This window comes from Pseudoalteromonas sp. SCSIO 43088 (genome assembly GCF_023650795.1).
Taxonomy (GTDB): domain Bacteria; phylum Pseudomonadota; class Gammaproteobacteria; order Enterobacterales; family Alteromonadaceae; genus Pseudoalteromonas; species Pseudoalteromonas shioyasakiensis.
In genome coordinates this window covers 113651-138386 of the sequence record NZ_CP072676.1, presented here as the reverse complement: position 1 = coordinate 138386, position 24736 = coordinate 113651, and the positions used below count along the sequence as shown (strand labels likewise).

At 42.4% G+C, this 24736-nt stretch carries 19 protein-coding genes; 10 read left to right on the top strand and 9 right to left on the bottom strand.

Annotated features, from left to right (window positions below):
- Positions 1 to 2 precede the first annotated feature (2 nt).
- Genes J8Z28_RS18480 through J8Z28_RS18470 form a run of 3 tightly spaced genes read left to right on the top strand, consistent with a single transcriptional unit; the run spans position 3 to position 2442 of the window.
- Complete coding sequence (locus J8Z28_RS18480) at positions 3 to 734, top strand: 5-oxoprolinase subunit PxpA (protein WP_250660888.1); 732 nt, start codon at positions 3 to 5, stop codon at positions 732 to 734.
- Entirely contained in the window at positions 719 to 1582 is an 864-nt protein-coding gene (locus J8Z28_RS18475; RefSeq protein ID WP_250660720.1) for a glutamate cyclase domain-containing protein, read from the top strand. Before J8Z28_RS18480 ends, J8Z28_RS18475 begins: the two co-directional genes overlap by 16 nt.
- 2 nt (positions 1583 to 1584) lie before the next feature.
- Positions 1585 to 2442 carry an aminotransferase class IV gene (locus tag J8Z28_RS18470; RefSeq protein ID WP_250660719.1) on the top strand — a complete coding sequence of 286 codons (858 nt, stop codon included), beginning with the start codon at positions 1585 to 1587 and terminating at the stop codon, positions 2440 to 2442.
- Between the two features lie 56 nt (positions 2443 to 2498).
- On the opposite strand, the gene J8Z28_RS18465 is transcribed toward J8Z28_RS18470, so the two are convergent.
- From J8Z28_RS18465 to J8Z28_RS18455, 3 genes are all read right to left on the bottom strand, one after another.
- Positions 2499 to 3482, bottom strand: coding sequence for a WD40 repeat domain-containing protein (locus J8Z28_RS18465; RefSeq protein ID WP_250660718.1), 984 nt, complete (start codon positions 3480 to 3482; stop codon positions 2499 to 2501).
- Positions 3483 to 3855: 373 nt separating this feature from the next.
- Positions 3856 to 4170 (bottom strand): hypothetical protein, encoded by a 315-nt coding sequence (locus J8Z28_RS18460; protein WP_130167478.1) that lies wholly within the window; start codon positions 4168 to 4170, stop codon positions 3856 to 3858.
- A 270-nt stretch (positions 4171 to 4440) separates the two neighbouring features.
- The gene (locus J8Z28_RS18455) at positions 4441 to 4818 is read right to left on the bottom strand and encodes a VOC family protein (RefSeq protein WP_250660717.1); all 378 of its coding nucleotides are present in this window, start codon (positions 4816 to 4818) and stop codon (positions 4441 to 4443) included.
- 152 nt (positions 4819 to 4970) lie between these two features.
- On the opposite strand from J8Z28_RS18455, the gene J8Z28_RS18450 reads away from it, so the two are divergent.
- A complete protein-coding gene (locus J8Z28_RS18450) occupies positions 4971 to 6992 on the top strand; it encodes a S9 family peptidase (protein ID WP_250660716.1) in 2022 nt (673 codons plus the stop codon).
- Positions 6993 to 8299: 1307 nt separating this feature from the next.
- Here J8Z28_RS18450 and J8Z28_RS18445 read toward each other — a convergent pair.
- Positions 8300 to 9901 (bottom strand): isocitrate lyase, encoded by a 1602-nt coding sequence (locus tag J8Z28_RS18445; RefSeq protein WP_054563156.1) that lies wholly within the window; start codon positions 9899 to 9901, stop codon positions 8300 to 8302.
- Positions 9902 to 10131: 230 nt separating this feature from the next.
- On the opposite strand from J8Z28_RS18445, the gene J8Z28_RS18440 reads away from it, so the two are divergent.
- Complete coding sequence (locus J8Z28_RS18440; RefSeq protein ID WP_502934624.1) at positions 10132 to 12306, top strand: malate synthase G; 2175 nt, start codon at positions 10132 to 10134, stop codon at positions 12304 to 12306.
- 185 nt (positions 12307 to 12491) lie between these two features.
- Here J8Z28_RS18440 and J8Z28_RS18435 read toward each other — a convergent pair whose 3' ends face one another.
- From J8Z28_RS18435 to J8Z28_RS18420, 4 genes are all read right to left on the bottom strand, one after another.
- Entirely contained in the window at positions 12492 to 13217 is a 726-nt protein-coding gene (locus J8Z28_RS18435) for a YebC/PmpR family DNA-binding transcriptional regulator (protein WP_054553380.1), read from the bottom strand.
- Positions 13218 to 13349: 132 nt separating this feature from the next.
- A complete protein-coding gene (locus J8Z28_RS18430; protein ID WP_055021253.1) occupies positions 13350 to 13967 on the bottom strand; it encodes an HAD family hydrolase in 618 nt (205 codons plus the stop codon).
- A gap of 124 nt (positions 13968 to 14091) precedes the next feature.
- On the bottom strand, positions 14092 to 14595 hold the full coding sequence (locus J8Z28_RS18425) for a DUF6702 family protein (RefSeq protein WP_250660715.1): 504 nt from the start codon (positions 14593 to 14595) through the stop codon (positions 14092 to 14094).
- The gene (locus J8Z28_RS18420) at positions 14595 to 17033 is read right to left on the bottom strand and encodes a M1 family metallopeptidase (RefSeq protein ID WP_250660714.1); all 2439 of its coding nucleotides are present in this window, start codon (positions 17031 to 17033) and stop codon (positions 14595 to 14597) included. The genes J8Z28_RS18425 and J8Z28_RS18420 overlap by 1 nt, the downstream gene beginning before the upstream one ends.
- Positions 17034 to 17304: 271 nt before the next feature.
- Between J8Z28_RS18420 and J8Z28_RS18415 the strand changes: the two genes are divergently transcribed.
- The 5 genes from J8Z28_RS18415 (at position 17305) to J8Z28_RS18395 (ending at position 23536) form a co-directional block, all read left to right on the top strand.
- Entirely contained in the window at positions 17305 to 17541 is a 237-nt protein-coding gene (locus J8Z28_RS18415; protein ID WP_054563150.1) for a hypothetical protein, read from the top strand.
- A 134-nt stretch (positions 17542 to 17675) separates the two neighbouring features.
- Positions 17676 to 17912 (top strand): hypothetical protein, encoded by a 237-nt coding sequence (locus J8Z28_RS18410; RefSeq protein WP_054553375.1) that lies wholly within the window; start codon positions 17676 to 17678, stop codon positions 17910 to 17912.
- A 69-nt stretch (positions 17913 to 17981) separates the two neighbouring features.
- Positions 17982 to 19214 (top strand): exonuclease SbcCD subunit D C-terminal domain-containing protein, encoded by a 1233-nt coding sequence (locus J8Z28_RS18405; RefSeq protein WP_250660713.1) that lies wholly within the window; start codon positions 17982 to 17984, stop codon positions 19212 to 19214.
- Positions 19211 to 22864 (top strand): SbcC/MukB-like Walker B domain-containing protein, encoded by a 3654-nt coding sequence (locus J8Z28_RS18400; protein WP_250660712.1) that lies wholly within the window; start codon positions 19211 to 19213, stop codon positions 22862 to 22864. The genes J8Z28_RS18405 and J8Z28_RS18400 overlap by 4 nt, the downstream gene beginning before the upstream one ends.
- 9 nt (positions 22865 to 22873) lie before the next feature.
- Positions 22874 to 23536, top strand: a complete 663-nt coding sequence (locus J8Z28_RS18395) for a class I SAM-dependent methyltransferase (protein WP_250660711.1) — start codon at positions 22874 to 22876, stop codon at positions 23534 to 23536.
- Between the two features lie 221 nt (positions 23537 to 23757).
- On the opposite strand, the gene J8Z28_RS18390 is transcribed toward J8Z28_RS18395, so the two are convergent.
- Positions 23758 to 24639: a cell division protein gene (locus tag J8Z28_RS18390; RefSeq protein ID WP_240701525.1), complete on the bottom strand. Its 882-nt coding sequence runs from the start codon at positions 24637 to 24639 to the stop codon at positions 23758 to 23760.
- Between the last annotated feature and the right edge of the window lie 97 nt (positions 24640 to 24736).

Below are 24736 nucleotides of genomic sequence, written 5' to 3'. Positions count from 1 at the left end.
CGATGAAACTAAACTGCGACCTTGGCGAAAGCTTTGGCATGTGGAAAATGGGCTTAGACGAGCAAGTTATGCCACATATTGATATGGCAAATATTGCTTGTGGCTTTCATGCTGGCGATGCCGATGTGATGGCAAACACCCTAGCCCTCGCCAAGCAGCACAAAGTAATGGTTGGCGCACATCCAAGTTACCCAGATAAGCAAGGCTTTGGTCGCCGCTCAATGGCAATGAGCGAAAAAGAGCTGACCAATTGCCTGCATTATCAAATTGCTGCAATTGATGGTATGGCTGCTGTACATGGTTTAACGCTTGAATACGTTAAGCCACATGGTGCATTGTATAACGATATGATGAGTGACGAGCAAACGCTGAATATCGTTATGCGTGCAGTGGCAAGTTATGCAAAGCCATTAAAATTAATGATTTTAGCTACCAACCAAGCAGCCAAACACAAAGTACAAGCAAACGATCTTCAACTAGAACTCATTTTAGAAGCGTTTGCCGACCGTCAATACACAGACGAAGGTAAACTTGTTGCACGCTCTTTAGCGGGCAGCGTACACGACAAAGCGGCACTAATAGCGCAAGTTAAACAGTTAGTTGCACATGGCACAGTTACAACGCGAAGTGGTCAGCAGCTGGCACTTAATGCCGATAGCCTGTGTGTGCATGGCGATAATGAAGCGGGTATTGCGCTCATTCAAGAGATCAAAGCACTATGTCAGCAAGCCTAAGCGACGCAGCGCTCAGCCAACAAATTGAAACCATGATGGTTGAACAAAACCCGCGTGGAATGCAGCATTTATACGCAAAACAACTAACGGGGACGTATTTACGCGCAGCAAAATACCTTTATAAAGCACAAGGTACTGTGTTGATAGGTACCGGCTTTGCGGTTAACAATACTTTCGAAACCGATGGTCCTGTTGGTGCAATTGCACTTTACAAGGTACTCGAAAAGCTTGGTAAACAGCCTATTTTGGTTACTGGCAACCCCCTTTACAGTGCCCTAAAAAATGACTTTAACTGTTTTGAGCTGCCAATTAATAGCGTTGATAATGCGCACACTTTTAGCATTAAAGCCCTTGCGCAACTAAAGCCTGATTGTGTTTTATCAATAGAACGCCCGGGGCTTAACGAGCATCAGCGTTATTATAATATGCGCGGTATTGATATTTCTGAGCATTGCGGCTGCTTTGATTTTTTTGTGACAGAAGCACCTTGCCCCACCATAGCGATTGGTGATGGCGGTAACGAAATAGGCATGGGTAACCTTGCACAGCATATGCAAGCGCTAAACATCACACCTTGTTTAACAACCTGTGATGAGCTGTTACTTGCCGATGTATCTAACTGGGCAGCATACGGGCTCATTGCCTTTTTAAGTCGCTGGCATAACACTGATTTGCTGGCTGATATTGAGCCACTCAACATTTTACATTACCTAAGTGAGCGCGGTAGTGTCGATGGCGTCACCCATAAAAATGAGCTCACCGAAGACGGCCTGCATGCAATGCATGGTCAACAATTAATAACTCGGCTTCGCCAACTTGGCGGCTTTACGACAGAGAATGAGGTTTAACAATGGGCACGGTATACCTAAACGGTGAATACCTTGGCGCTGATGAAGCAAAGATTTCACCCATGGATCGCGGCTTCTTATTTGGCGATGGCATCTATGAAGTGATCCCATCATACCAAGGCAAAATGCTTGGCTTTGGCGCACATATTGAGCGTATGAATAACGGTTTAAACGAACTTGAAATTAAGCTCGATTACAGTGCCGATACGTGGCGTAAAATCTGTAATGATTTATGCGAGAAAAACCAAGGTGATAATCTAGGGATTTATTTGCACGTTAGCCGCGGCGCCGACACTAAGCGTGCCCACGGTTACCCAACTAATATTACCCCGACCGTATTCGCGTTTGCTTTTGAAATTCCAGCAGAGCCACAAGGCGATATCGACAATGCAACAACTTACACTGTATCGCTTGAGCAAGACCGTCGCTGGCAACGCTGCCATATTAAATCAACGGCACTGCTTGGCAACGTGATCCATTACCAGCACGGTGCAGCAGCAGGTAACAAAGAAACCATTCTATTTAACCGCTTAGAAGAAATTACCGAAGCTAGTTCAAGTAACGTGTTTATTGTTAAAGATGGTGTGATCAGTACGCCACCACTTGATAACCAAATTTTACCGGGGATCACCCGCTGGTTAATCCTCAATATTCTTCACAGTTACAGTGACTTTAACGTGCAAGAGCGCATTATTAGTAAAGACGAGTTACTTGATGCCGACGAAGTATGGATCACCAGCGCCACTAAAGAGGTTGGCCCAGTTGTAAAAGTAAATGGCAAGTTAGTAGGCGATGGTAAACCTGGTGCAGTTTGGCAACAAGTGCAAAGCTTGTTTACCAAGCATAAGTTTGATTACTAATTTCATCGCCATTTAAAACAAACGCCTACTTAAAGTAGGCGTTTTTGTTTTAGCTGTTATTTAGTGCTTATTTTATCAAATGGCCAAGCTTGCAATAGGCCATCACTGGTTTCTGAATATAGTTGCTTACCATCGTAAGCCACACTCAGTACTGACGTACGTTGGCGCTGTTGTTTAGCTTCGTATTCAGCGATTAATTCACCATCTGCAACGCGATATAAACGCATCTTCATTTTTGGTGATCCCGTTAATAGCCATTTATCTTGATTAATAAATTGCGATGCAGTGAATTCAATAAAGTTAGAGTATGAGGCCACTTCTGATAGCTCTTTTTGATTGGCTAAATCAAAAAATACACGATCATCTACCGAGTCAATTGCAAAGCCCAAGCTTGCTGTTTTATTTAGAGTAACGTGATTTACTCTGGTCGCTAAACGCTCTTCAAAGCGAGTACTACCATCACTTGTTGACCAAAGCTTAACGTATTTGTCGCTTGAGCCGGTAAACGCCCACTGACCATCAGCCGATAACGCCACGCTATTAATATCTAAGCGATGAATATCAAAACGCTTAGTATCACCTGTGCGAGTATTTATTACCTCAGCCTTGCCGCTACGATAAGCGATAACCAAAGTATCGCCTACGGCTGAAATAGCGATGTCTCTAGCGATTTCTTGCCCGGTAAGCCAAGTACCAATACTACGCCCAGTGCGAGTATCGTATAAAGTCACCGATAATCGATTTGAAATGAAAAAACGAGATTTGTTAGCGCTAAAGCCCACAAGCTCAACATGTTCAGCGCCCTGCCCTGTTATACAATCGTATAAACGCGCTTTTAACTGATTATCCCAAACGCACACCTCAGATTGAGTTGCCACTAATGCGTGACTCGCATCTTCGGTTAGCGCCGAGGCACTTAGTAGCTCATTGCCATGGGCAAACTCACTACTAGCAGGGGCAGTAAACACCTCACCTCCACCACAGCCCACAAGGCTTAGTGCAAATACACAGCAAAGAGGTTTAAGCAATTTCGACGTCATGATCATTCTCAATTTTTATAATTATTTTTGTATTGGAGCAGTGTAATGAAAATAAGCGGAAGTTGGTAGAGATTCTAGCTGTCAGCCGTCAGCCATCAGGTTGAGAGTCGAGATGCGAGGTGCGAGATGCGAGGTGCGAGGTGCGAGGTGCGAGATGCGAGGTGCGAGATGCGAGGTGCGAAATGCGAGGTACGAGATGTGAGGTAGGAGGTGCTTTAGCGCCGAACAACAACTGCCTCATCACTACTTAAGATAACCCCACTACTTTCTTGTAGGCGTGAAATTTATTTCGCGCAACTTTTTGCGAATTGTAGGTCGTGCTTTAGCGCGTTTTCTAAAAAAGCTCGCTTTGCTTACCATGAGATCTATTGTTCTAGTTAGTGCTTGAAACAGATTCACAATTAACAGTCGATTTTTTTGATGTTTTATCTAACTTCCGAGTCACTAAAAGCTCCTCATTTTCAACGGTTAAACTTACATTTTTATACCAATCATCAAAACTGGCTTTGGTTGCACTAGCTGGTAATTCAAATCCAAACGCGGAATCAATCTGCTCTAAGCTTGTTGGAATTTCTTTCTTCAAACACCAGTATAAGCCACTCAAGGCGCCAAAAAGATCGTCAGGTTCTTCTGCGTATACGGGATGCCAAACTAAGCAAGAGACAATGAGATACACTAATTTTTTCATAATTCTGCACATTTACTTTAAATGAATTGCTATCACTAGCATGTATATAAAGCACCGGAGCTTGTCAATTTTGAGCATGCATACTTTACAAAGGTGTAAGAGTTCTACTGATAGCTACCTGAAAACCAGTCTAAATGAGCCATAATGTTCTAAGCTGGTGAAACTTACTCTTTATTATCTAAAACCTCGACTACATAAGCTAGGCCCTGTTTCCTAGAGCCTAGCGCCTGTAAACTTTACTCTTTCTAACTTTCCCCTTGCTAACTTTCTTTACCCATGCGTAAAACAAAACACATTAAGTTTGTTACCATCTAAGTCTCTAAAGTATCCCGCATAAAAGCCGGGCATTTCACGTGGGCCGGGGGCGCCTTCGTCTGTGCCACCTAGTTCTATGGCTTTTTTATAAAAGGCATCTACTTGGGCTGGGGTTTCGACTGCCAGAGCAATCATAGTGCCGTTACCCACTGTAGATTTTTCATCGTTATAAGGCTTGGTAACCGCAAAACCGGGCTTATCTTGACCTGTGCTCCATGCGACAAAGCGGTCAGTTTCTAAAAAGCGCTCGGCGTTTAGAGTGGCGAACAATTCATCGTAATACTTTACTGCTTTAGCTAGGTTGTTAGTGCCTAACATGATGTAACCTATCATTGTGTGCTCCTTACGTTTAAAAGTGTCTGTACTCAACATAAAAGGGAAATGACCATCTGTCTATTGATTTCTCCATTCATCGCAATGGACTATATTTCTGATGGTTGTTACTTTATAACAGGTTAATCACTGCTCACTAACAAGGAAATAAAATGAAGTTTAAAACGTCTTTAGCACTGCTTGCAGCAGCCAGCTTTTACAGCCATGCAGGAGCTAGCAATACCTTCCAACTTGAAAATGTTTTTGATCTTGAATACGCCAACCAAATAGAAATGACAAAAAATGGCGATACAATTTACTTTGTGCGTAATCGCATGGATATCAAAAGCGACCGTAAAGTCAGCAATATTTGGTCAGTAAACCCAGATGGTAAAACCATGCTACCGCTAACGTCTGGCGTGCATATGGATTACTCTCCGGTATTGTCACCAGATGAAACTCGTTTAGCGTTTATTTCTACCCGAGACGGTAGCAGCCAAATCTATGTAAAATGGTTAAAAACCGGTAACGTAGCAAAAATTAGTAACCTAACGCAAAGCCCTGGCGGATTAACTTGGACGCCAGATGGCAAACAATTGGTGTTTAGCCAGTTTGTGCCTGCAAAATCAGCAAGCCCAGTTTCTTTACCGGGTAAGCCTGAAGGCGCTAAGTGGGCAGAGCCAGCTAAATATATTGACGATACCTATTACCGTGCCGATGGCGGTGGCTACTCTGAAAAAGGTTATCGTCACTTTTTTATCATCAGTGCAACGGGCGGCAATGCACGTCAATTAAGCTCTGGTGATTTTGATCATGGTGGTGCTATTAGCTTTAACGAAAAAGGCGATGCGTTTTATTTTTCGGCTAATCGTTATGAAGATAATGAATTACACCCAACTGAATCTGAAATCTATAAACTTAGCTTAGCGGATCGTTCAATTACCCAAATAACAGACCGTAAAGGCCCAGATTCACGCCCAAAAGTCTCGCCAAGTGGTCGTTATCTGGCATACACAGGCTATGACGACAAAAAGACTAACTATGAAAACAGCGACATTTATTTACTTGATTTGAAATCAGGAAAAACCTCAGTACTCACTGCTGAATTAGACCGCAGTGTCGAAGATATAAAATGGGATGATAGCGGCAGAGGTCTTTATTTTAGCTACGATAGCGAAGGCAAAACACACCTAGCTTACCAGCCGCGTAGTGGTAAACATAAAGTGATTACCTCAGAGATTGGTAGTGTTGCCTTTGGTCGTCCGTATTCAGGTGGTGACTTTGATGTGAGCGAAGATGGTGAAGTTGCATTCACACTTGCAGATACCCAGCGCCCAGCTGATGTAGCATTAATTAAGCGCGGTAAAACCGCGCGTTTAACACAATTAAACGAAGATGCGCTGGGTGACAAAGAGCTGGCTAAGGTTGAAGAAATTTGGGTTAAATCAAGCCACGACGGTTTGGCTATTCAAGGTTGGATTGCTTACCCACCGGGTTTTGATAAAAACAAAAAGTACCCACTTGTTTTAGAGATCCACGGCGGTCCTGTTGCAAACTACGGTCCTCACTTTAGCCCTGAAGTACAATTATACGCAGCCAAAGGTAATGTTGTACTTTATATGAACCCGCGCGGCAGTGACTCATACGGTAAAGAGTTTGCGCAAACAATTCATCATAACTACCCAAGTAATGACTTTGATGACTTAATGACAGGTGTTGATGCTGTCATCAATAAAGGCTTTATTGATGAAAGCAAACTATTCGTTACCGGCGGTTCAGGTGGCGGTGTTTTAACTGCATGGATTGTGGGTCATACAGACCGCTTTGCAGCCGCTGTTGTTGCTAAACCTGTTATCAATTGGATCAGCTTTGTACTAACTGCTGACTTCTACCCTTTCTTTGCTGACTATTGGTTCCCAGGTAAGCCATGGGACAATATTGAGCATTATATGAAGCGCTCTCCAATTAGCTATGTGGGCAATGTAAAAACACCCACTATGCTGTTAACCGGTGAATCAGACTATCGCACCCCGATTTCTGAAACCGAACAATTTTACCAAGCGTTAAAGCTACAAGGTGTTGATACAGCGATGGTGCGTATTCCTAATGCCTCACATGGTATTACCGCGCGCCCATCAAACCTGATGACCAAAGTAGCCTATATTCAATGGTGGTTTGATAAACATAGTAAGTAGTTGCGAGTTGCGAGTTGCGAGTTGCGAGTTGCGAGTTGCGAGTTGCGAGCAATAGTTTAGGTGCGGCTTTATGCCGCGCCATACACAAAACATAAAATAGTTTCACACTTACCTGTAGCAGCAGCTTTATGCCGCGTCATTTAATAAAACCATAACGCGGGGTAAACCCGCTGCTACTTTCTAACTTTACTCTTGCTAACTTTCCCCTTTCTAACTTTATTCTTGCTAACTTTTGAATTTCAATCTGATAGCTGACGGCTGAAAGCTGATAGCTCTCTTTTCCTGTAAACCCCCTTTACAGTCAAAATGTGAGTAACTCCTTACATACATTTATCAAATATCGGACATTAATCCAAAAGCAGTTAGTAAAAAATCGGTTTATAGCCAAAATCAGTAACTTGAGTTAGTAAAAAATCGGTTTGTGCCGCTAAAAACCTAGCTTCAGTTAGTAAAATTTTGGTTTGTGAGGATGTTGAGTTGGTAAAAAATCGGTTTATAGCTTGGGTGAGTTAATAAAAAATCGGTTTGTAAATCGCAAGATTTTACAAAACAGCATTAAATTGCCGTTTATATGACCTAATTTTGGCCATTCTAGAGGCTGTGCTCTGCCAATAAGCCCTAAATTAAGGCTCATGAGGCGGAGGTAGTTAAATCCTGATCTAAAATTCTTAAGCTGGTAAATGCGTGATCTGTATTTTATAAAGCTAGTAAATGGCTGATCCAAGACTTGGTTAAAGAGTGATCCGAGATGCGAGATGCGAGATGCGAGATGCGAGATGCGAAGTGCGAGATGCGAGGTGCGAGATGCGAGATGCGAGATGCGAGATGCGAAGTGCGAGATGCGAAGTGCGAGATGCGAGATGCGAGATGCGAGATGCGAGGTGCGAGATGCGAGATGCGAGATATGAGATGCGAGGTGCGAGGTTCGAGATGTGAGATGCGAGTCTGATGGCTGACGGCTGAAAGCTGATGGCTACAAATGAAAAAGGGCCCGAAGACCCCTAACAACATTATTGAATTTTATACCCAGGCTGCGTGGAGATGCAGGTTTCAGCAAGAGATAAAACGCATTTAGACAAGGCATTGATTGCAGATAATGGTGGTTCCCTTATTAAAATCAATAACGCAGTATAAATGCGTTTTAGCCTTGCCCTTCGGGCGCTTCACAGGGGCTCCACTACTACGTTGTGACAAATCGAAAGGTACCTACATTCCTTCATTGTCACGCCTTGTATTGAAACCCCTGTGATAGCGCTGAAAATTACATCTTCACGTAGCCTGGGTATACGCAGGAAATTACAACTTGGTTAGAACTGGTTCATAGTATTTGCTTCACCACCGGCTTTAAGCGCATTTTCACCAGAGAAGTACTCTTTATGAGTATCACCAATGTTTGAACCTGCTAGGTCTTGGTGTTTCACTGATGCTTGCTCACGGCGGATTTCTTGACGTTGTACGTCGCGAACATACGCTAGCATACCTAGGTCGCCGAAATAGCCTTCTGATAGAATATCAGTGCTTAGCGCCGCTGTATGGTAAGTTGGTAGCGTGATTAGGTGATGGAAGATACCCGCTTCACGTGCACCATCTTTTTGGAAGTTTTGTACAAGTACGTCTGCTGCCGCTGCAAGCTCTGTGTCATCCATTTCTGGCGCCATTAATGCTTTATTGTCATCGATGCTTGGGTAAGCAGATAGGTCTTTACCTTGTTCTTGCCACTCAGCATATACTTGCTCACGGAATTTAAGTGTCCAGTTGAACGACGGTGAGTTGTTGTATACCAGCTTAGCATTTGGTACTTGCTCTTTAACGCGGTTTACAAGCTCAGCGATTTGTTTAACGTTTGGCTTTTCTGTTTCAATCCACAGTAAGTCTGCGCCTGATTGTAAGCTAGTTACACAATCAAGAACTACGCGGTCTTTCTCTGTGCCTTCACGGAACTGGTATAAACCATTATCTAAACGTGTTGGTTTGCAAAGCTGACCATTCAGCTTCATTGCTGTGTCGCCTTCATTTAAGTCATCTACACTGTTTACAGGTGTTGTTTCAAGGAACGACGTGTATTGGCTAGCAAGGTCGCCTGGTGTTTTAGATACTGGCACTTTTTGAGTAAGGCTTGCACCTAATGAATCTGTGCGAGCAACGATAATACCGTTATCAATACCAAGCTCTAAGAAAGCGTAACGAACAGCGTTAATTTTTGCTAGGAAATCTTCATGCGGTACAGTTACTTTACCAGCTTGGTGACCACATTGTTTTGCGTCTGATACTTGGTTCTCGATTTGGATAGCACATGCACCCGCTTCAATCATCTTTTTAGCAAGTAGGTAAGTTGCTTCTTCGTTACCAAAGCCCGCATCGATATCAGCAATAATTGGCACAACATGGCTTTCAAAGTTATCGATTTTATTTAGCACTGCTTGAACGTCACCGCCGTTTGCTTTCGCTTCGTCTAGGTCTTTGTAAAGGTGGTCAAGTTCACGTGCATCAGCTTGCTTTAAGAAAGTGTAGATTTCTTCGATTAGCGCTGGAACAGATGTTTTTTCATGCATACTTTGGTCAGGTAATGGACCAAACTCAGAGCGAAGTGCCGCAACCATCCAGCCACTTAGGTATACATAGCTGCGTTTAGTTGTTTTGTTATGACGTTTAATTGCCATCATCATTTGCTGTGCAGTGAAACCATGCCAACAACCTAATGATTGTGTGTATTGGCTGTGGTCAGCATCATAAGCTGCCATGTCTGCACGCATAATGTCTGCAGTGTATTGAGCAATGTCTAGACCCGTACGAAAACGGTTTTGTAAGCGCATACGGCTTGCGTATTCAGGGTTGATTGACTGCCACGTTTTGCCTTGTGTTTGACATAAAGTAGCTAGGTTATCTGTTTCGCGTTGATATGTTGTCATAATAAAAATCCTTCGAACGGGTTATCTATTTTTTGTTAGTGAGAGTGGCTACTTGGCATTTGCTTCGTAGCGCTTAATTCAACATTAGGCGGATTTTTTGGATTTAGTAAATTTATAGTTGTTATTGCCACTATATTTTTAGTGAATGGCAAATAGCCTGCTTATTAGCCTTTTTTACGATATGGTTGAACCATGAATGATCAAATTAAGCTCGTTTAAAGGACATTATTATGACCACTCTCTCACTTAACGGTTTAAGCGTTGATCAACAACTTGCACAGTTTGTTGAACAGCAACTTTTACCTGGAACAGGCATTAGCACAGACACCTTTTGGCAAGGCTTTGCTGATATCGTCAATGAACTAACGCCAATCAATCGTGCACTTTTAGAAAAACGCGAACAACTTCAAGCTAAGATTGATGACTACCACAAGCAGCAGCCGGTATGGGATGCAACTAACTATCAAGCATTCCTTGAAGACATTGGCTACCTCGTTCCTGAACCCGCTAGCTTCAGCATAGAAACAGAGCAAGTAGAGTCTGAAATCGCAAGTACAGCTGGGCCGCAGCTTGTTGTGCCAGTAAGCAATGCACGCTTTGCTCTAAACGCAGCGAATGCTCGCTGGGGCTCTTTGTATGATGCGCTATACGGCACTGATGTATTGAGTGAAGATGACGGCGCAGAGAAAGGCTCTACATACAACCCTGTACGTGGCTTTAAAGTAATGGCTTATGCCCGCCAGTTCCTCGATAAAGCATTGCCTTTAGCAAATGGCTCACACATCGAAAGCACCAGCTATGCAGTAGTAAATAATGAGCTTTTAATCACATTACGTGACAGTAGTCAGGTTCGTTTAGCAAATCCTGAACAACTTATTGGCTACCAAGGTGAAGCGCAAAACCCAAGCGCTATCTTATTGAAAAATAATGGCTTACATGTAGAGCTGCAAATTGACCATCATCACCCAATCGGCCAAGCAGATAAAGCAGGCCTTAAAGATGTACTACTAGAAGCAGCCCTTACAACGATTATGGACTGTGAAGATTCCGTTGCTGCCGTTGATGCCGAAGACAAAGTAAATGTTTATCAAAACTGGCTTGGTTTAATGCAAGGAAACCTTGTAGAAGCATTTAACAAAGATGGCAAAACCATTGAGCGCCGTTTAGCACAAGACCGCCAATATCAAGGTGTAAATGGGGAAACAATCACGCTAAAAGGCCGTAGCATGATGTTTGTGCGTAACGTTGGCCATTTAATGACTAACCCAGCTATCCAAGATAGTGAAGGCAATGACGTGTTTGAAGGCATTATGGATGCCATTATCACCAGCACCGCAGCGCTTCATGATTTAAAAGGCACAAGCACCCTCAAAAATTCAACGGCTAATAGCATTAACATTGTTAAACCAAAAATGCATGGCCCAGAAGAAGTGGCATTCACTAATACCCTATTTACCCGCGTTGAGCAGCTGCTAGGCTTACCAGCAAACACCATTAAAATGGGTATTATGGATGAAGAACGCCGTACATCAGCTAACTTAAAAGCCTGTATTTTCGAAGCTAAAAAGCGTGTTGTATTCATCAATACCGGCTTCTTAGACCGCACTGGTGACGAAATTCATACTTCAATGCAAGCAGGTGTAGTACTGCCAAAAGGCGCTATTAAACTTGAACCTTGGATCAGCGCATACGAAGATCGCAACGTAGATATTGGTCTTGCAACTGGCCTTAGTGGTAAAGCACAGATTGGTAAGGGTATGTGGCCAATGCCAGATAAAATGGCGTTAATGATGGAACAAAAAAGTGGTCACCCGAAAAGTGGTGCAAATACCGCGTGGGTGCCCTCTCCTACTGCTGCAACACTGCATGCTATGCATTATCATGATATTGATGTATTTGCCTGTCAAAAAGCGCTTATGGACCGCAAAGAAGCAAGCCTTACCAGCTTACTCACTCCGCCGCTTATGAAAGATGCCAGCAGCTTAAGCAAAGAAGATATTCAAGCCGAACTTGATAACAATGCACAGGGTATTTTAGGTTATGTTGTGCGTTGGATTGACCAAGGTATTGGTTGCTCAAAAGTACCAGACATCAACCATGTAGGCTTGATGGAAGACCGTGCCACACTGCGTATTTCAAGCCAGCACATGGCCAACTGGCTGTATCATGGGGTTTGTTCTGAAGAGCAAATTAGAAAAACCATGGCACGCATGGCGAAAGTTGTTGATGGACAAAATGAAGGTGATCCGGCTTACAAAAATATGGCTGATTCAGCCGAAACCTTAGCACAAAGTGTTGCTTATCAAGCAGCTTTAGCCCTTGTATTAGAGGGAGTTAAACAACCTAGTGGTTATACTGAACCATTATTGCATGCGTTCCGTATAAAATATAAGTCGTTAAATTAGCCACTACACAACTCTCCTTCGAGTTTCATGTGTCGTTCATAGCAGCCTAAGGGCTGCTTTTTTTTGACTAATATCAATTGAACTCATAACGACAGTGAATACTCATCATTCACTACATAATAAAAATCTATTAAAAAAGGGGCATTTGTTACCAAATGCCCCTTTTTATACTAATTTTTTTAAAATTAGTTTTTGACAATCGCATTGTGATAAACGTTTTGCACGTCATCACAGTCATCAAGCATAGAAATAAACTTTTCAAAGTTTGCGATATCATCTGGATCAGTGATGTCAGTATGAACTTGTGGAACAAACGTGATTTCGTCTACTTCAAAGTTAATACCTTCAAATGCTTCTTCAAGAGCAGTTTTTGCTTTGTAGTACTCTGTATGTGGAGCGAAAACTGACACTTTGCCATCTTCTACTTCTACATCCGTTACGTCTACATCAGCCATCATTAGCGCTTCAAGTACAACTTCGTCGTCATCACCTTCAAAGCCTAAAACAGCTAAGTGATCGAACATATGCGCTACACAACCCGGTGTGCCAATTTTTGAATCTGTTTTTGTAAACGGTAAACGTACATCTTTGATAGTACGGTTAGGGTTATCAGTTAAACAGTCTACAATTACCATACAGTTACCCGGGCCGTAGCCTTCGTAACGTGCTGGAGAATAGTCTTCCCCTGCTCCACCGGCTGCTTTTTTGATTGCATTATCGATTACGTGTGCTGGAACTTGGTCTTTTTTTGCACGCTCAATAATACGTTTTAGCGCTTGGTTAACTTCTGGATCTGGTTCGCCATTTTTAGCAACAACGTAGATTTCTTTACCGTACTTAGAATTTACTTTAGTTTTTGCATTGGCTGTTTTAGCCATGGCGTTTTTGCGGACTTCAAATGCTCTGCCCATCTTATGCCTCTATGAATACATTTGATAATTGCCGATATTTTAGCAACTCATGACGGCTTGGGCTAGTACTAGGACATTTTGAAAAATAAAAAACTAACAAAATTACTCAGGAAAAATAAAAAACAAAGCTATTTAACATAACACCTTATTTTCTTGGAATGAGTCAACCAAAGTAGGTAGTTCTGAAAAATGATGCATTACATAATCGGCCTGATTCGCATACTCAGGAATTTCATCTGGTGCGTACAAGCAAGCACGCATATTGGCATTATGCGCAGCCTGAATATCAAATAAGTAATCGCCAACATATAGTAACTCAGACTGATCAAGCTCCCATAATGTAGCAATCGCATTCAAGGCACTTGGATCAGGCTTAGCTGGCGCATCAGAGCGAGTCAGCACAGTTTCTATTGGTAAGGGGTTATTCTTTAATTTAATAGCAGCTGCACGGTCGTAGTTACGAGTTACAATCGCCATCGGGATATTATTTTCTTTCAGCCTAGTAATTGCCTCAGCAACACCTGGCAATAAATGAGCGTGTTGTGCATCTATGAGTTCATGCTGATGAACTATGTTCATCGCCTCTTCACGCATGTAAGGCGAAGGTAATGATGCAATGTAAGCAAGTAAGTCATTCTCAACAGGACAGCCTACCTGCGCTTTGATAAGCGAAAAATCCAACTCTGATGAAACCAAAGTACCATCTAAGTCAAAGATTACACCACGGATATTGTTGTCATGGATAGTCATATAAATCCCTGTATATGAGAGTTGGGAAAATTTTGAAGCCCATTAATAAGATAGTTTACGAAATGGGTTAATTAAAGGATCAAAGGATTAAAAAAGGAACTTTTTTAATCCTTTTGGATTGGTATTACTCTGGATTGACCGACTCAAACCTAGCCTCAAGCCAGGTATCATCTTGGCTAAAGGTCAGTGTTTTTACCTTTCCTTTGCCTTCAATGTTTACCATATTTACTTGTGCTGGCCATAGGTCACGAAGTGCTCCGTTGCTCATACGAATACCATGAATTCCCTCTGGTATCGTGACTTCTTGATAAACCCAAAAGAATTTACCATCAACTTGCGCACCCACATCTTTAAGTTCAAGTGGTTTGCCACCTAAAGTTTGTAGAGCAATATGTGACTCAACATAATCAGCAAAACGCTTTTGATCTTCTTTATTACTTAATATATCAGCATTGCCGTCAAACAAATGTTCAACGGCGTGTTCTGTATCATGTAAATAAAAACGATGCATCAGCTCTATGTTGTTAGTCCGTTTGTTAAATAACACGGTAGTCACAGACGCTTTTAACTGGTGCGCCATAGTTGGCGCACTCAGTAATAAAGCAAAAATAATGGCTGTAAAGCGCATTATTGTTGCTCCTCAGCATCTTTATCGTCGTCTTTTTTCAGCTCAGTTTTAATATCTTGCATGATATCGCGGCTAACTTTCGCTTTACTCTTCTCACGTTTGTACACTTCAATGCGTGATGGAATAATACGACGCGGGTAGTTGTTGTTTTCTACATCAACATCCGCTGTTTCCCAGCGTGGATCGACTGTAACAGACACTAGGTTTTTACCTTTTTCTGTAACAATTAGCTTTTGTACATGCTTGTGGTTACGACGCCAGATTTCAGCCGGAATGTACTGCTCTTCTTTCGTGCCATCTTCATAAGTAAGCTCTAATAAGATAGGCATGACTAAGCCACCTAAGTTTGAAAACTCAAGTACGTAGTAGTTTTTATCTTCTTTGATTGCACGCTCAAACGTTTTACGTTCCCAAGGCTCTAAACCTTTAAGGAATTTGTTATACGCGTTGCGCTCTTTGTTAGTTACTGTGAAGCGGTCGTTTTCGTCGTAGAAGTCAGTTACGTCTGGGTTTTCTTCAACCCACAGCTTTTTGCCTTCTTCTTTATTACGTTTTACGAATAACGGCATTGGCTTGTCAGCTTCGATATCACGTAAACGATTAAAGTCGATATCAGGGTTTTTGGTATCTAAACGAAGTTGGTAAACCTTGTCTAAAGAGATATCAACGTGATCTGTGGTGTAGAACCAACCACGCCAGAACCAATCAAGGTCAACACCTGATGCTTCTTCCATAGTACGGAAGAAATCAGCTGGAGTAGGGCGCTTGTACTTCCAACGCTGTGCATATTCTTTAAATGCAAAGTCGAATAACTCACGGCCAAGGATCACTTCACGTAAAATGTTAAGTGCAGCAGCAGGCTTAGTATAAGCATTAGGGCCTAAACGTAATACGCTGTCTGACTGAGTCATAACAGGCACTTGGTTTTCAGATTTCATGTATGCAACAACATCGCGAGGCTCAACACCCCAAGGAATTGTGTGGTCCCATTCACGACCAGCAACACCATCTAAGAAGCTGTTAAGACCTTCATCCATCCACGTCCATTGACGTTCATCAGAGTTAACCACCATAGGGAAGTAAATGTGACCTACTTCGTGGATAACAACGCCGATTAAGAAACGCTTTTCTGCTTGTGAGTAAGTACGTGTACCGTCGTCTTGTAGGTCAGTACGCGGGCCATTGAAGGTGATCATTGGATATTCCATACCACCTACAGGACCATTTACAGACTGAGCCACAGGGTAAGGGTAGTCAAACGAGAAGCGTGAATAAACTTCCATTGTATGAACAACAGCTTCAGTAGAGTACTTCTTCCAAAGGTCGCCACCTTCTTTCGGGTAGAAAGACATTGCCATTACTAACGGCTGATCTTTACCGCCTTGATGATAGCCTTTTGCGTCCCACATAAACTTACGTGAAGAAGCCCACGCAAAGTCACGTACGTTTTCAGCTTTAAAGTGCCATGTTTTAGTTTTGTTTGTGCCTTCTTTCTCGTTTTCTAACGCTTCTTCTTCAGTCACGATGAAAACAGGGCGCTTAGCATCTTCAGCTTGTTCAAGACGCTTACGCTGTGTGCTAGTCAGAACGCTGCTTGGGTTATCAAGCTTACCTGTTGCCGATACGATGTGATCAGCAGGTACTGTAATTTCTACATCGTAGTCACCAAACTCAAGAGTGAACTCACCGCTTCCTAAGAAAGCTTTGTTAGTCCAGGCTTCATAGTCAGTGTATGCAGCAAGACGAGGGAACCACTGCGCTAATAAGAAGATATCGTTACCATCTTCTTCAAAGTGTTCATAACCTGAACGTGCACCAACGGCGTCTTCTTCAACAATGTTAAAGGCGAAGTCCATGCTGAACTCAACGTCTTTACCCGGTTTAAGCGGCTCGTTTAAGTCGATACGCATTAAGGTATCTACTACAGTAACTTTAAGCTCTTTTCCGTCTTCGTCTTTAACATTGGCGATTTGATAACCCAGCTCGTTGTCGGCCATGAATTGCTGACGACGTAACTGACCTAGGCTCAATTTAGTTGATTTTGGCTGAGGGTCACCTTGCAATGTTTTACCATTGAAAGTAGATGTCATTTCAGCAATTGAGTCAGATTTAAAGATATTTTGGTCTAGTTGTAACCAAAGGTACTTTAACGTGTGCGGCGAGTTATTTTTGTATTCGATAGTTTGGCTTGCTGTTAAGCGGCGTTTCTTTTCATCAAGCTTTACATCGATGTCGTAGTTTACTTGCTGTTGCCAGTAATTTTCAGCGGGTTCACCGGCTGCACTACGGTATACGTTTGGAGTTGGAAGTGCTTCATCTAGCTGACGGAACTTGTCAACGAATGAGCCTTTAGTTTGCTCAACAGATGACGCCATCACAGCTGAAGATACTGCTAAAGGCAATACCAAAGCACTCAATTTGAGAACTGCTTTTTTCATTGTTAATCCTGTAATTAATTTGCCAGCGTACCATCGCAAACTGCTAACAAAGTTGCAATAAAATAACGATAAAGTGCGGGATTTTTCGGGTAGTATTCGATGTTTTATTGAAGACCTATTTTTCACAAAAAAATTGCCTTGATTAACACCATGTAAACCCCCTTTACAAAACACTGGTTAATTTTAGTTCAGCACTAATTCATCCCAAAGTATTACAGTTGATAAGTAGATACTCTGCTTAAATTCTAGTTAATGATGAAAGGGTGATTAGATGAAGTTTTATATTGTAAAAAAAGACTCTCGTTTAGCAGCCATTCCTGCTCAAGAATCAATTCTAAACGAGTACAAAGAACGCGGATTTGAATTTGTCGAAGTGATTGCAGCTTGTGATGAGTCAGATGCATTATCTCGCACGAACCCGAGTGTAAATGGGTCTAAAAAGTGGCTAATTTACCCGACTGCACTGGTAATTTTATCCTTAATTGCCATTATTTTTGCAATAAATTAAATTTTGCGACATTTGCTATTGAAATTTACTGCCATTTGTATTTAAAATCGCCCACTTTTTTGATTTTGGGGTCTGCTAAGCATGCATTTTAAACCCCAAAATGTTTGGTAATCAGCATAGAATTCGGTGAGCGTATGGATTTCTATATCCTAAAAAAACAACAAGAACTAATTGCAATTCCAGCGGACGAACAAAATTGTAAACAGTACCTAGATTCAGGGTATTTTTATATCGACAAAGTAGCGGCATGTAATGAAACAAATGCCCTTAAGATTTTACAAGCTAAGCAAACTAAAGCGCTTAAAGTACCTATGATAATGGCATTGTTAGCATTGCCAATGGTGGTTTTTGCTTGGTATAGCTTAAGTTAACAAACCAGGCTGGGCATCTTGGCTCAGCTTAGGTATATTGACGCTCTTAATAAATAATAAGAGCGTTTAATGAAAGTCCTTCATACATCTGATTGGCATTTAGGCCAACAATTCTACGAGCATTCCCGATTCGATGAGCATCAAGCATTTCTGGCTTGGTTAACCGATACGCTTGTGTCAGAACAGATCGACTTACTACTGGTTGCGGGTGACATTTATCATACGGCAACGCCACCTGCCAGCGCAGAAAACCAACTCTACCAATTTATTAAAACCACTAAGCAGCATTGCCCTGACTTACACATAGTGATTATTGCTGGTAACCATGATTCAGCAAATCGTATTATGGCGGCAAAACCTTTATTGGCTCAGTTTGATACCCATGTTGTTGGCCGCTTTGATAGCAATGCTCCTCATGAAGTAGTACTGCCAATCAGCACAAAAAATGGCGATGCGAATGTTGTTGCTATGCCATTTTTACGTAGCAGTGATATAAGCAGTTATAACCGCCAACAACAGCAACCGTTAAGTTACAACCAAGCCGTTGCTCTTGCCTACAAAGATGCATTACAAGCAGCAAGCGAATTACCAAACGCGCCATTAATTGCTATGGGCCACCTGCATGCAAAAGGTGGAGACATCTCATCTGATTCTGAACGTAACTTAGTGATTGGTGGTGAAGATGCAATATCGGCAAGCATATTTACTGATCAACCTGATTATGTTGCACTAGGGCATCTTCATAAAGCTCAGACAGTCGCGAAAAAAGAAACTATTCGCTACAGTGGCACGCCTATGCCGATGTCATTTTCTGAAAGACGCTATCAGCATCAAGTTGTGATAGTCGAGCTTAGTGACTCAGGTACATCTGTAAACCCCCTTTACATTCCTAGCTTTTGTAAAGTCATGTTGCTACCAGAAAAAGACTGTGTGCCATTGAACGAACTCTGTGAGCTTATAAAAAAACTCGACTTAACAGATGAAGATTTAGCGCCATACCTGCGGGTTAAATTGAGCGCCCATGACACTGACACCACTTTCAGAGAACAAATAGAACAAGCCCTTGAAGGTAAGCAGGTTAAGTTTTGTGGCATTGAAAGAGTACGTCAGCAGGGCAACCAGCAAGACGATGAACAAACTCTATTTGAAGATGTCTCGCAAATTGAAGCACTAAACCCACATTCACTTTTAGAGCAAGCATTTGCAAACAATAAAGATATGGCAGGGCAGGCAGTGCCAAAAGAATTAGAAAGCTTACTAAGCCAAGTGATCGATGAGTTGAATGCAGAGGACCTACTATGAAAATTTTAGCGATTCGTGTTCACCAACTAGCCTCTATCTTAGACGCCGAAGTCGACTTTAGCGCTTCACCATTAAAAGAAGCAGGGCTGTTTGCCATTACGGGTGATACCGGCGCCGGTAAAAGCACATTACTCGATGCCATTTGCTTAGCGCTTTATAATAAAACCGCAAGGTTACGCGGCGATACAGGCAATAAAATTGACTTTAACGGCGACAATATCAAACTCAATGACTCGCGAAACTTATTACGCCGCGGGGCAGGGCAGGGCTATGCCGAAGTTGACTTCATTGGCCAAGATAAACAGCAGTACCGAGCAAGGTTAAGTTTTAGCCGAGCGCGTAATAAAGCCGATGGCAAATTACAACCCGCACAACATAGCCTGTACTCATTACCCGATGAGACACTAATCGCTGATAGGAGTGCTGCAAGTAAAGAAATCGAGCGTATTATCGGTTTAAGCTTTGAACAGTTCTCACGCGCTGTGCTGCTTGCTCAACATGAATTTGCAGCATTTTTAAAAGCAACCGGGGATGAGCGTGCGCAACTACTTGAATGCTTAACAGGCACCGATAAATTTAGCCGTATTGGTCAGCGAATTTTTGAACGCCATCGTGAACAGCTGCAAGCATTAGAGCAGTTAAAGTTAAGTTTAAGTAACTATCAGGTTTTAAGCCCTGAACAGGTCGAAACTAAACAAGCAGAACAAAAAGCGCTTGAGGCTAAACTTGCTGAGTTGCAAAAGCAAATAAAACAATTTGAACAGTACCAAGGGTGGTACAAGCAAGCATCTCAGCAGCAACAGCAACTAAACCAGGCAGAGCAAGCAAAGCAAGAGTTACAACAACAAATGCACGCGCTTGCTGAAAAAGCCACTGAAGCGAAACAAGCCCAGCAATGCCTAGAAATAAAAGATAACCGCGAGCGCGTCACTTCGATTGCTGCTCAACATGGGCAGCTTATTAAAAACCGTGAACAGCTTTTAAACGTTGACCATAAAACACTGATCAAAGACGCTGAGCAAACGCTTGAGAAGCAAACCGCACAACTAAACCAAGCAAAGCAAGCACAAAAAGACGCGCAGCCTATTATTAGCCAGGCCCGAGAGTTAGATAAGCAACTTGCTGTATTAAACCAGCAAACAGCGGCGCAAAAAGTACAAGCAGAGAAAGCGAAACACCATCATCAAGAGCTGACTAATAAACTAAATAGCCATAAAGCAGAGCAGCAAAAACAGCTCGATCAACAAGCGCAAATAAATAGCTATTTAGAAACACATGCACAATGGCAACCATTAGCAAAGGACTGGTCATTCTTTAAAAGTGAGTTAAGCCGCTTTAGCCAGCAACAACGCACAATTAGCCAATCACAGCAAAACGTAAAAGCTCTTCAACCTAAAATTGATGAACAGCAAACAGCCGCGCAGCAGTGCAAAAACCAGTTTAAAACCCTTGAGCAAGAAATTAAGCGCTTAGTTGATCAAGATACCGCCTTTAAATCGAGTTTAAACACCCAATCAATGGCGGATATTGATGCGGGGCTTGAGGCGATTAAGCACCTGATTGAAAAGCGCCAAGTATGGCAAACTAATCATCAGCAGTTAAAAAATTGGCAAACCCAGCTAAACAAATTAAGCCAAACTGAGCAGCAACTACAAACAGCATTAAAAGATGCGCAGCAAGGTGCAGAGCAAGCACAGCAGCAGGTTTCGTTTTGTGAGCAAAACTTACAACAAGTGCAATTAAGAGCCAGTGAAGGGGTCAGCCAGTTACGTGCCACCTTAAAAGCAGGGGAGCCGTGTGCTGTATGTGGCTCAAAAGAGCACCCCTTTATGCATGAAGAAATGGTTAACGAGCAATTTAGTCAACTTATTAACGACTTTACCAACCAGTTAACTAACGCCAAACAGCACTTAAAAGCTCAGCAAGCATTACAGCAAGCTAAAAGTAATGAGCTGGCGGCATGCAGCCAGCAGATAAGCTCGTTAACTGGGCAAATCTCAGAACTGAGCGCTCAACAACAGAGCCTCAAAGAAACCATGGCAGCTAATCGTACTGAGCTAAATGATTTAACCGAAGATCAGTTAAACGAGTGTCAGCAACAGCTAAGCTTGCAAAAACAGCAGTACTACAAAACCCTTGAACAGCAACAGCAGCTGCAAAACACGCTTTCGGCTAAGCAAGCTGAGTATAATCAGCAAGGGCAAGCGCTACATAACAAAGAGCAGCAGTTAAACGAATTACAGCAACAGCTGAATAATCAGCAAACACGCTTAAACGAGCTCAATGATGAGTATCAGCAGCTTTATACGACACTGAATCAACAGTTCACTAGTGCACCTTGGTGGCAGGCACTCAATACACAAAGCATTTCTTTAGAGAACATTGCAGAGCACGTTGAGGCTTATCAAGCTTCGCTGCAAACGGCAGATGAGCTTAAAACTAGCTTAAAAGCCATTGAGCAGCACCTTGCACATGTAACTCCGCAGCTAAACGAAGCACATACCTACTTAACTCAGTGCAACGAGCAACTAAGCCAAACTCAAAACGAACTCACGCAGATAAAATCAAAGCGCGAGGGCTTATTTAGTAACGCAGCGATATCTGTAGATGAGTTTATAGCAGAGCTTGAAAAGGCGATAGATTCAGCGCAGCAGACACTGCAACTTGCCCAGACAAACTATAGTAATGCGGTGAAGGCGCGTGACGAACAAGCCATTCAAATCGCCAATATTGACGAGCGTGAAAAAGAGCTCACCGCTGAGCAAGCGGCGCTTAATGAGCGATTTAGCCTTTGGTTTAATGATTTTAAAGCACAGCACCCAAGCTTGGATGAGCAAGCCGTTAGTCAGCTATTAACGATAAGCCCCACTGAAATTAAACAAACTCTGGCAGATTACCACACCGCCGAGAGTAGCTTAAAAGACGCTGAGGCGCTTTTAAAACAGCGACAGCAGGCGCTGGCTCAGCACCAAAAAGACAAGCCAGCTCTCGGTGAAGATGAGCTGCAATTACAGCTTAATCAAGCCACAGAGCAACAAGTACAAGCGAATAACGCATTATTGCAAGTTGCGACTGAGCTTAAAACCCATCAACAAAATAGCCAAGCGCTGGCTGATAAACAAAAGCAATTGGTTGAACAGCAAAAAAGCTATGAGCACTGGCATTTACTCAATAAGGTGCTCGGGGATGCCAGCGGCAAAACCATGCGTAATTTAGCGCAAACGCAAACCTTAAAAATACTGCTGCACTACGCGAATAGTCACTTACAGACACTAAATAAACGCTACAAATTAACAGCCATAGGGCAAACGCTCGATATCGCTATTATCGATAAAGACATGGCCGATGAGCAGCGCTCTGTTAATACATTATCGGGGGGTGAGTCATTTTTAGTGTCGTTAGCACTAGCGCTTGGGCTTGCTTCGTTATCGTCGAATAAAGTACAGATAAACTCTTTGTTTATCGACGAAGGGTTTGGTACGTTGGACAGTGAAACGTTAAGCATCGCGATGGATGCTCTTGATTCTCTGCAAGCACAAGGCCGCAAAGTAGGGGTTATTTCTCACGTATCAGAAATGACCGAACGCGTTGCCACGCAAGTGCATGTAGCGAAAAAACCAGGTGGTTATTCAACCATCTCAGTTATTTAAAGGATTAGCATGCCAACTTTTAATCACGAAGAAGCAAATCACTACGACGAACGCATTTTGCGCCTAGTTCCAGGTTATGAACTATTACATCAAGCAACCGCAGCCCAATTAGCAACCACGCTGAACGATGATGCGTGCATTTTAGTGGTTGGTGCCGGAACTGGTAAAGAAATCATCGAATTAGCGGCGCTAAAACCAAGCTGGCAATTTATTGCTCAAGATATTTCACAAGACATGCTTGATATTGCCGAGCAACAGTTTGGCCAGCATAACATCAGCGATCGCGTGACAGTTCACTGCGGTGATATCAACAACATCGACACTCAATGTGACGCCGCACTGTGTTTACTGGTAATGCACTTTGTTGAAGATAACGGCGATAAAAAAGCGCTGTTAAAAGCGATTCACAGCAAACTTAAAAAATCGAGCAACTTATATATTGCCGATTTAATGCGCCCTGAAACCGCTTTTGAGCGCGAGTCTCAACTACAGCTCTGTACGCAGTTAGGTTTGACCGAAGTCGGCGTAGAACGCATGCGCCACAACCTTGAGCACGAGTTTTACCCATTAGACCGCATTCGTTTTGCAGAGTTAATGAATGAAACTCGCTTCAGCACCCCAAAACAGTATTTTAAAGTGCTTGGTTTTGCTGGGTATGTGGTTGGGAGTTAGCTACGTTGTGGAGCTTTCAGCTATCAGCCGTCAGCTCTCAGATTGAAACCAACAAGTTAGCGAGCTACAAGGGGAAAGAGTAAAGTTACGAGCATTGCACCTTGAGTCGTTCAACCATTTTAGAAAAAAGCATTTTAGCTCATGACTATTAGATGAATTTGGCATAGAAATTTCTAAGGGCTATGGCTAAACTAAGATGTAAAAAGCGTCGAGCGTTTTTGTCATTTTGGAGAGGCTTGTTCAATTCGGCTCAATGACTCTCGCTCAAATTTAAGGGCTTCTTTTCTGTCACCCAAATAACGTGGTACACCTGCGATAGCCATAAAACCCCCAATAGGTTTTTCGTGGTAACCAATAATCAACCCACCATAGCAATTATGAGCATGGTTACCGCTTAACAAAGTTGAATTATTGGTAACTAGTAAATTTGAAGGGCGCACTAAAATTTCTACGCCATTTCTTAAAAATCTCCCCCTTTCTATGACAACCCTGTTAGGGGGATAGAAATCGATTTCTAGTAAAATTTTTCTATGTGCTTCTCTTAAGGTTAACTTTGTTCCGACCAATTGTATATCCCATGGAGAAGTAGAGTAGTAAAGTTGATTATTTTTAATATGTAATACGGGAGCATTAAATTCATCAAATATGACAACATTAAGTAACAAATGCCCATCAGCTAATACCAAACCAATTAAAGGAGTCCCATCCACGCTTATTGGAACCATAGCCGTGCCATAACCTCGATCTTGGCAAGTAAAACTATTACCTCCGATTTCAACTTTCGCCTCTTTTCCTGCGAAATGTAAGTTATATGGTTTGGATACACCTTTTCTTAAATTATAAGGGTTTTTGTCTGCTTCTTTTACTACTTCCTTTGGAAGTAACCCACCGGTTTTTTCCCTATGGTGTTGATCACATAGTAAGGTAATTTCTTCTGCCACATGGCGTTTAACTTCAGCCCATTCCTCCATGTGTTCGTACTCATAAAGAGGCATTCCGCAAATTACGCACCCAAAACCACAACGCTGCCGAACTTCTCTCTGAATTGGTAATGGAATATTACGGCTACTGCATTCTTGATTATTATCCAAATTCATTTCCATATCTCCAAAAGGCAACGCCGCAATATGGGGCGTATTAAACTTGGCTAAAATTAACTATGAACGAGCGCAAGCCAAGCTTAAGACATCCTTTCATGCG